Genomic DNA, 7,456 nt, shown 5'->3' on the forward strand with positions numbered 1-7,456 from the left:
CCGCGCCAGTACGACCAGCCACCGGTAGCGGCCACCGTGTAGAGGTCCACCACATCCCACGGAGCCAAACCGCCACCCCCTGCGCACACTTCGCAGGAGTTACTCCATTTGTTGGGTTCGTAAGCAGCTGGCCAGCCCTTACCAACAAAAATGGCGGTCAACGGGTTACGGTATGCCCAAGGTGTTTGGCCATGCCGCAACCCATTAACCAGCCCAAAAGGAGTGTGCCAATATGGCCCAAAAGTTTAGCAACGCCAGCGTAACCTTCACGCTGATTAACCCCCAGGATGCGGACGCCCAACCCGTCACGCACCGCATTGATTACCTGACAGAGAACGCTGATACACCCGCGCTCAGTACGCTGGGTGCAGCCTTCGCCGCCCTCTACCCAGAATTAGAATTGGCGGATATTAGCGTCAACGTTGAGTCCGCAGTCTCTGCGGATGCCACTACAACCGACGGTAATGACCAAACCACCGCCGGCAACAACCAATAACAGGAGGAACTGCCATGCGTAGCCTATCATTTACCTTTAAGACCGCTGCAAATAAGTCCAAAACTTTGCGCCTATCCGCCTATTCCGGTGATTTAAGCGCCGACGCCGCCCAGAAGTTCATGACCGCGTTGATTGATTCAGACCAGTTTTACCGCGAGGGTGTGAAGCAGTACGCAACACCAGTGTCCGCCCGGATGATTGATACCACGAGCGAAGACATCTGGGTAGCTGAACCCACCGCATAACCTAGGACTAAGTCGATAAGACAAGGACGCGCTCCGGCCAAATGGTCGGAGCGCGTTTTGCATCCATTGCCGCTCGCTCGGCTCTACTTCCGGTCCAAAACGAACTCGAACCGACCGCCTACATACTGCGTCCGCACATATTCAAACGGACGCCCATCCCCCAAAAAGGACACCTGCCGTAATCGCAGGATAGCATCCCCGCGCTTAACGTCAAGATACTTGGCAATCCGCTCGCTTGCCGTCACGGCAGAGACTTTTTGTTGTGCACCACCGAGTTTGTAGCCACCCTTGGTCTCCAGCACGTGGTACAGGGACCGCGTGACTTCGGATTTATTGAATCCCTGAATCAGGTCTAGCGGAATAGCCGCTACCTCAAAACAAATGGGCACCTCATCGCCATACCGGACACGCTCCATACGTAGCACCTGCTGACCGTCCTTGAGCCCCAACTGTTCAACCTCTGAGAGTGAGGGGTTAGTGATGTGGTAGCTCACCGTACGGCTGGACGGCCGCTTCCCCTGAGCCAGCATGACGTCCGTAAAACTGGTGACGCCGCTCATGCGCTCCTGCACCTTCTGGCTGGCAACAAACGTACCCGCACCAACGCGCCGCTCCAGGATACCCTCGTCGACTAACGTTTGAACGGCCTGACGCAAAGTCATGCGGGAAACCGAGAAGGTAACCGCCAACTCACGTTCAGCCGGAATGCGATCGCCGACCTGCCAGCGACCGTCCTCGATGTCTTTTTTAATGCGGTTATGAATCTGAATATAAACTGGTGACTGCATTGTGTTATCCCCTATTCGCCCTTATCCATTGCAATAGTCGCGTCCAAGCCTGCCACGACAGCGTTCTTGAAGCCAGCCGCCTGCATTGCCAACATACCGCGGATAGTTGTACCACCCGGGCTAGCAACCGCATCGGCCAGGTCGGACGGCGACGAATCACGAGCGAGAACCAGCTCTGCACTACCCGCAACGGCCTGCGCGGCGATTTGTACGGCTACTTTTTTGGTCAAGCCATACTTAACCCCCACACTCGCCATTGCGTCGATAAACTCGTACACAAAGGCGGGGGAGGAGCCGGCCAGCCCCACAAAGGTGGCAAAGTCGTCCTCAGGTAGCTCCACGGTACCACCAATACGGGCCAGCAACCCCACCACACTGTTGGTGACATCGCTAGTTGCCGCCGCGGGGTTCGGGGCGTACGCAGTCATGCCTGCACCAATGGCGACGTTGAGGTTGGGCATGATGCGCAACATAGGTTGGGTGGAGCCAGCAATCTGGCGCAAACTAGCCAAATCAATTCCGGAAACCATGGAGACTAAGTAGGTCGGACTGGCCGTAAATGCTGAATGCACCTCAGTCAGTACGGCATCAACCATTTTGGGCTTGACAGCGAGAAAGACGACGTCACTGTTGGCCACTACTGCACTATTATCAGTCTCAATTTGCGCGCCCAGTGATTCTGCGTACGCCTGGTAATGCTCGAGGTGTCCGCTATGTAAATGGAGATCACTACCAGTAACTGCTTTGGCCGCAACCAAACCGTCAATAATGGCACGGGCCATGTTGCCCACACCGATAAACCCAATTTGCATAAAATTTCCTCCCACTAGGCATTAATACCTAGACCAATTATTATTAGACTAGCGAAAAACACCGGCACTGTCAACGGCCAGCATTAGTGTTGGCAATGACTGCCATTGATTTGGTCATTGATGGGTATTAACCATACCAAAAAGGGTACCCCTCCCGAAGGAAGAGTACCCTGAACGTACATAATGTACGGTAAATTACATGTTAACGTGAACACCAAAGCTTGGCTGGAAGTAACTGCTGATGGTTTGGATCTTAACCACGTCACCAGTCTGTGGTGCGGCAATGTACTGGTTGTTGCCAATGTAAATTGCGTCGTGGTAAGTAGCACCAGCGGCACCCCAGAAGACGATGTCCCCTGGCTGCAACTGACTAATTGAAACGCGGGTCCCGGCGCTCTCCTGAGCGACGGTGTAACCACCAACGTTCATACCAGCACCATTAGCAAAGGCGTAGTAAACCAAGCCGGAGCAATCAAACCCAGCTGGGGTCTTACCACCCCAAACGTACGGTACACCCAACTGTTGCTCAGCAACGTTGATCACAGCTTGGACCTTAGCGGCACGACTCGAAGACGTGTTCGTGGTCGTCGTTGTGGTTGTGTTGGTCGTCGTGCTTGCCGTGTTAGTCGTTGACGTCTGCGTTGCAGCGGCCTGCGAGCTAGCAGGAGCGGATGACGGCGTGGTGGCAGTCTGCTGGGTAGTGGCAACTGCGGAGCTAGCAGGAGTCGTGGATGCTGCGGTGTTCGCAGCCGCCTGACTTGCAGCAGCAGCTGAAGATGCGGCTGCGCTCGATGCAGCAGCTAGACTAGCAGCCTCGGCACTAGCGGCGGCACTGGAAGCAGCAGCAGATGACGCAGCAGCTTCAGAACTAGCAGCATAGTCAGTAGTGGTTGTGGTCGTCGTAGCTTCTTCACTAGCTGCGCTGCTAGTAGCGGACGAAACCGCGCTAGAGGCTACGCTGCTAGTAGCAGACGGTGTAGCAGAACTAGCGGCACTAGATGCTACGCTCGTCGCGGACAAAGTCAGCTGCTGGCCAACGAGAATGAAGTTCGGGTTGCTGATGTTGTTGGCAGCAACCAGTTGAGCAACGGTCACGCCGTTAGCACTGGCAATCGCGGAAAGCGTGTCACCGGCTTTGACCGTGTATGTACCCGTAGCGGATGAACCCTTAGCAGCTGCTTCAGTTGCCGTAGCGGCAGTGGAGGCCAACTGCAAAGTCTGACCTGGCAGAATGAAGTTAGCGTCGGCAATCTTGTTGTCACTAACCAACTTCTTCACCGTAGTGTTCTGGTCAACGGCAATCTGGCTTAGCGTGTCACCACTCTTAACGGTGTATGTCTTGTCAGTTGCGGCCGATACGTCCGCAGTCTTGCTGACACTAGCGGCACCAAAGGCCGTCAAGCCCAGGGCACTAAGTGTTGCCACTGAGAGTAGGTTTTTCTTGACGCTGTTAGCTTTAGTCATAAATTATGTCCTCCTAGATATTTTTGCAACTTTTTAAAAAACAATATTTACTCTTTAACGATTATGGCAATGATAACGCGGCCACGTTACAGGCATGTTACAGAACCCGGGACGAAAAATTACACTCTCGTCACATGTTTCTAAACTTTGTTGCAACTGTGACACTATCGTGAACATACCACCCAACAACTGTTCCGCAATAGCGGCATTTATGCTACCAGCAAAGGTGACGAAAACGCCGATACGTGGTCACGTACCGGCGCTAAACGTCGTGATGGGGGATCTAGGATTCGAACCTAGGAACCCGAAGGAACGGTTTTACAGACCGTCGCGTTTAGCCTCTTCGCTAATCCCCCAATACCTATGCTATTTTGCAAGGAACAAAAACATTCTAACGAATTCCTTAAGGTAGTGTCAACGTTATTCGATTATTTTATGGTCCATCTGGTCAATCTTAAACTTTGACCGCTACAAATCAATCACCGTGAGGCTATTTTGCCACTCCGTCATGAAATCATCCGTAACCCACTCGGCACGTCGCTTGGTGCCATAACCCACTGGACGGTGGTAAAAGGTCGTGCTGCCAATCGTTCGCGGTTCATCCCGCCGGTGCCAGTGACCAAACGCAGCCGCATCAACGTGAAATTCTTGTAACAATTCACCCATCCGCTGACTCCCGAGCATTGCCGCCAGCTTTTCACCTTTGGGGTCGCGTAACATGGCCGGTGGCAGTAGCCGCACTTCCGGCACAAAATGGCTTACAAATAGAACCTTCTGCCCGGTTTGCACGTGTGCGCGTAAAAAGATCCGCATATAACCCAATTCGTGTTCCATGCGTTCCTGGTCACTCCCTGGCTGATCAATGGTACTGTCCACCCAGAACGCCTTTTTCCAGTGCCAATAATACTCCGGATGAATAACTGCATCGGGGCCCACAAAGCTGTAATCATACCAGCCGTTATTTCCCACAATCACCGTTTCTGGCGAAGCTGGCGGTACAAACGAACGCTCATGGAGGTAAAGTGGATCCTGCAATCCCTGAATGGTCTTATAGTCAGCTCCCCGCAGCATGTCGTGGTTACCCGCTAAAAAACGCACATCAAAACTATCACCCGCAACCGACTGGAGCGTGTGAAAATACTTGCGGGTCTTCCGAAAGTCATTGTATGTATCCCCAGTGTTCACGTAGAGGGCTACACCCTGCTCACGCAAATAACGCACCTGGGGCGCCACCACGTCATCAGCGTTTACGTGATTAATATCAAAGTGGTTGTCAGAACTAATCGCGATGCGCAAGTAACTCACCCTACCCTTAATCCAGCAATGTATATTTGTAATTATACCCTTTCAAAACAAAGATATTAATCCTTATCACCGCTAAGTGCGAAATTCCTCCCTCAAAAGTGAGACAGCATCAAATTTACAAGCATCATCCCCAACTTTTCAAAAAACCATTCCACGCAAAAAGGGTGATACTAACCACCATAACGCTGGTCAGTATCACCCCTCCGTGACAAGCTTTACATTTAGTTAACGCCGGCCATCAGCCGCTCAACTCGCGGCGTAATGAACAACAGCAGGACGGCTAGAACCACGGAAGCAATCCCGATACCAGCAAAGTACCAGAATTCCGTTTGCACCGTGTAGAGCTTAACCACCTGCGCATTGATGGCCTGGGCGGCCGAATCGGCCAGGAACCACATACTCATCATCTGCGACTTGAACGCCTTTGGTGCCAGCTTCGTAGTCACGGACAACCCGACTGGCGAGATCAGCATCTCGGCAATCTCAACGATGGCCCACGACAGCACTAGCCATAACGGCGAAACGCGCGCGGACGTCCCGAACAGCCCAACCGGAATCATCATGGCAAAGTAGCTCAGACCCGCAAAGATCAGTCCGTAGACATACTTCTTCGGGCTGCTAGGTTGCTTTTTGCCCATGTGGACCCACAGCCAAGCAAAGAACGGTGTGTACACGACGATGAACAGCGGGTTCAAGCTCTGGAACCAGCTGGCCGGGATGTGGAAGCTCCCCAGAGTCAGCTGGGTTTGGTTCTGTGCGAATAACGCCAAAACGGTGGAACCCTGTTCCTCAATTGCCCAGAAGAATACCGCAGCAATGAACAGCGGAATGTAGGAAATCACCCGAGACCGCTCGATCTTGGTCACCTTTTTGCTACGAATGATGGTCACAAAGTACCAAATAGGAATCAGGATGGCGATCATCGTAATTAGGTTCACGACGCCATCACCGGTCAGCGTCCCCGTCACACCCATAGCAACCAGAATGATGACCAAAACGGCAATCAGACCAGCAACTTTCCAGAGCAACGGGCGCAACTCGTCTGGCTGAATTGGGTCGGGTGCCTGGAAATCTTCTTTATTGAGGTACTTATTACCATCAATAATGTAGATAATCAGGCCGATAAACATCCCGAACGCAGCAATTGAAAAGCCGAGGTGGTAGTTAACCTCCTGGCGCAGCCACCCCACGATAATGGGTGACAGGAAACTACCGAGGTTAATGCCCATAACCAGCAGGCTAAACCCACTGTCACGGCGCATATCGTCCTTGCCGTATAGGCCACCAACCATTTCGGAAATATTTGGCTTCAGCATCCCCGTCCCAATCACAATCAGGATAATGGCGATGATCAAAGCCGGAACCCCGGCCGGGACGGCTAGGGCAATGTGCCCAAACATGATGAAGATACCACCAACAAAGACCGTGCGGTGTCCACCCCATAGTCGGTCAGCGACAAAGCCACCGAGCACACTACTCATGTACACCAGTGACCCATAAATGGAAACGATGGATGCTGCCAGCACGGCGTTCATTGCCAACCCGCCGTGTTCCAGCGAGGCAATCATGTAGTACAACAGGATGGCACGCATCCCGTAGTAACTGAACCGTTCCCAGAATTCAGTAAATGCTAACGTGGCGAGGCCACGCGGTTGACCAAAGAATGCATGGTCAACATCTCGCTTGCTCTTGCTCAAGGTATGATCCTCCAATGCTAATTAATCCGGTATTACCCGGAGTTGAATTCAAATAGCGAATGGAAACATTTTATACTCTTATAAAAATGCATACAAACAAAAATTATATATTACCTTGTTTTTAGAAAAAGCAGTGAGCTTATAGTGGCATGACGTTAGATTAGCGTTAATTTAACGTTAGTAGTCAACATTATTCACGTTACATAAAAATGTATTTTTCGTGTATGACTATTCGGTACAATCGCGATATGACGGGAATAATCGCGGCGACGTCTAGTGTGCGTGAACAATTGCCATCGAACTGTAAACAGCGACACGTGTTCATTCCGGACGCAATAAATGAAGCGACACGTGGACGATACTCATAAACGCTCATTTAGCGCTCACGCACCAACGATTGGATCCACAATAACGTTGACGTCAAACAACTTCTATAAGAATGTTCAGCAGATCTAGTATGTACAAAGGAACATCATTAATGGTGACTGTTCTTGCATGCAAAAATGCGGTTTTACAGGCTACCAGGCCCCGTGTAAACTACTAGCATTTCAAGGTTAGCCGTGTGGATATTCTATTTAGAGGTGAACGCTATTGCGCTCCCGCGTTAGCTTTGCTTATGGAAACGAGTTGCTCCCCGCAGAAACTTGCG

General features: G+C 51.7%; 8 protein-coding genes and 1 tRNA gene. 2 read left to right on the forward strand and 7 right to left on the reverse strand.

Features of this window, described 5'->3' with window-relative positions; translation table 11 throughout:
- Positions 1-200 (reverse strand): hypothetical protein (locus LPA02S_RS11830; RefSeq protein ID WP_225354997.1); only part of this gene is annotated, 200 nt, incomplete at its 3' end.
- Positions 201-232: 32 nt separating this feature from the next.
- Between LPA02S_RS11830 and LPA02S_RS09805 the strand changes: the two genes are divergently transcribed.
- Positions 233-496, forward strand: coding sequence for a hypothetical protein (locus LPA02S_RS09805; protein ID WP_054648624.1), 264 nt, complete (start codon positions 233-235; stop codon positions 494-496).
- Positions 497-510: 14 nt separating this feature from the next.
- Entirely contained in the window at positions 511-741 is a 231-nt protein-coding gene (locus LPA02S_RS09810) for a DUF2922 domain-containing protein (RefSeq protein WP_054648621.1), read from the forward strand.
- 83 nt (positions 742-824) lie between these two features.
- Here the strand turns inward: LPA02S_RS09810 and LPA02S_RS09815 are convergent, their stop codons facing one another.
- The 6 genes from LPA02S_RS09815 to LPA02S_RS09840 all read right to left on the reverse strand — a co-directional run bounded on the left by LPA02S_RS09815 (position 825) and on the right by LPA02S_RS09840 (position 6,807).
- Complete coding sequence (locus LPA02S_RS09815; RefSeq protein ID WP_056956520.1) at positions 825-1,529, reverse strand: GntR family transcriptional regulator; 705 nt, start codon at positions 1,527-1,529, stop codon at positions 825-827.
- Between the two features lie 11 nt (positions 1,530-1,540).
- Entirely contained in the window at positions 1,541-2,341 is an 801-nt protein-coding gene (proC, locus tag LPA02S_RS09820) for a pyrroline-5-carboxylate reductase (protein WP_054648619.1), read from the reverse strand.
- Between the two features lie 195 nt (positions 2,342-2,536).
- Entirely contained in the window at positions 2,537-3,805 is a 1,269-nt protein-coding gene (locus tag LPA02S_RS09825) for a C40 family peptidase (RefSeq protein WP_054648617.1), read from the reverse strand.
- A 275-nt stretch (positions 3,806-4,080) separates the two neighbouring features.
- Positions 4,081-4,161, reverse strand: a tRNA-Tyr gene (locus LPA02S_RS09830).
- A gap of 112 nt (positions 4,162-4,273) precedes the next feature.
- Complete coding sequence (locus tag LPA02S_RS09835; protein ID WP_162256035.1) at positions 4,274-5,110, reverse strand: metallophosphoesterase; 837 nt, start codon at positions 5,108-5,110, stop codon at positions 4,274-4,276.
- A gap of 221 nt (positions 5,111-5,331) precedes the next feature.
- Positions 5,332-6,807 carry a peptide MFS transporter gene (locus LPA02S_RS09840; RefSeq protein ID WP_054648611.1) on the reverse strand — a complete coding sequence of 492 codons (1,476 nt, stop codon included), beginning with the start codon at positions 6,805-6,807 and terminating at the stop codon, positions 5,332-5,334.
- Between the last annotated feature and the right edge of the window lie 649 nt (positions 6,808-7,456).

The organism is Lacticaseibacillus pantheris DSM 15945 = JCM 12539 = NBRC 106106, from assembly GCF_001591865.1.
Lineage (GTDB): Bacteria > Bacillota > Bacilli > Lactobacillales > Lactobacillaceae > Lacticaseibacillus > Lacticaseibacillus pantheris.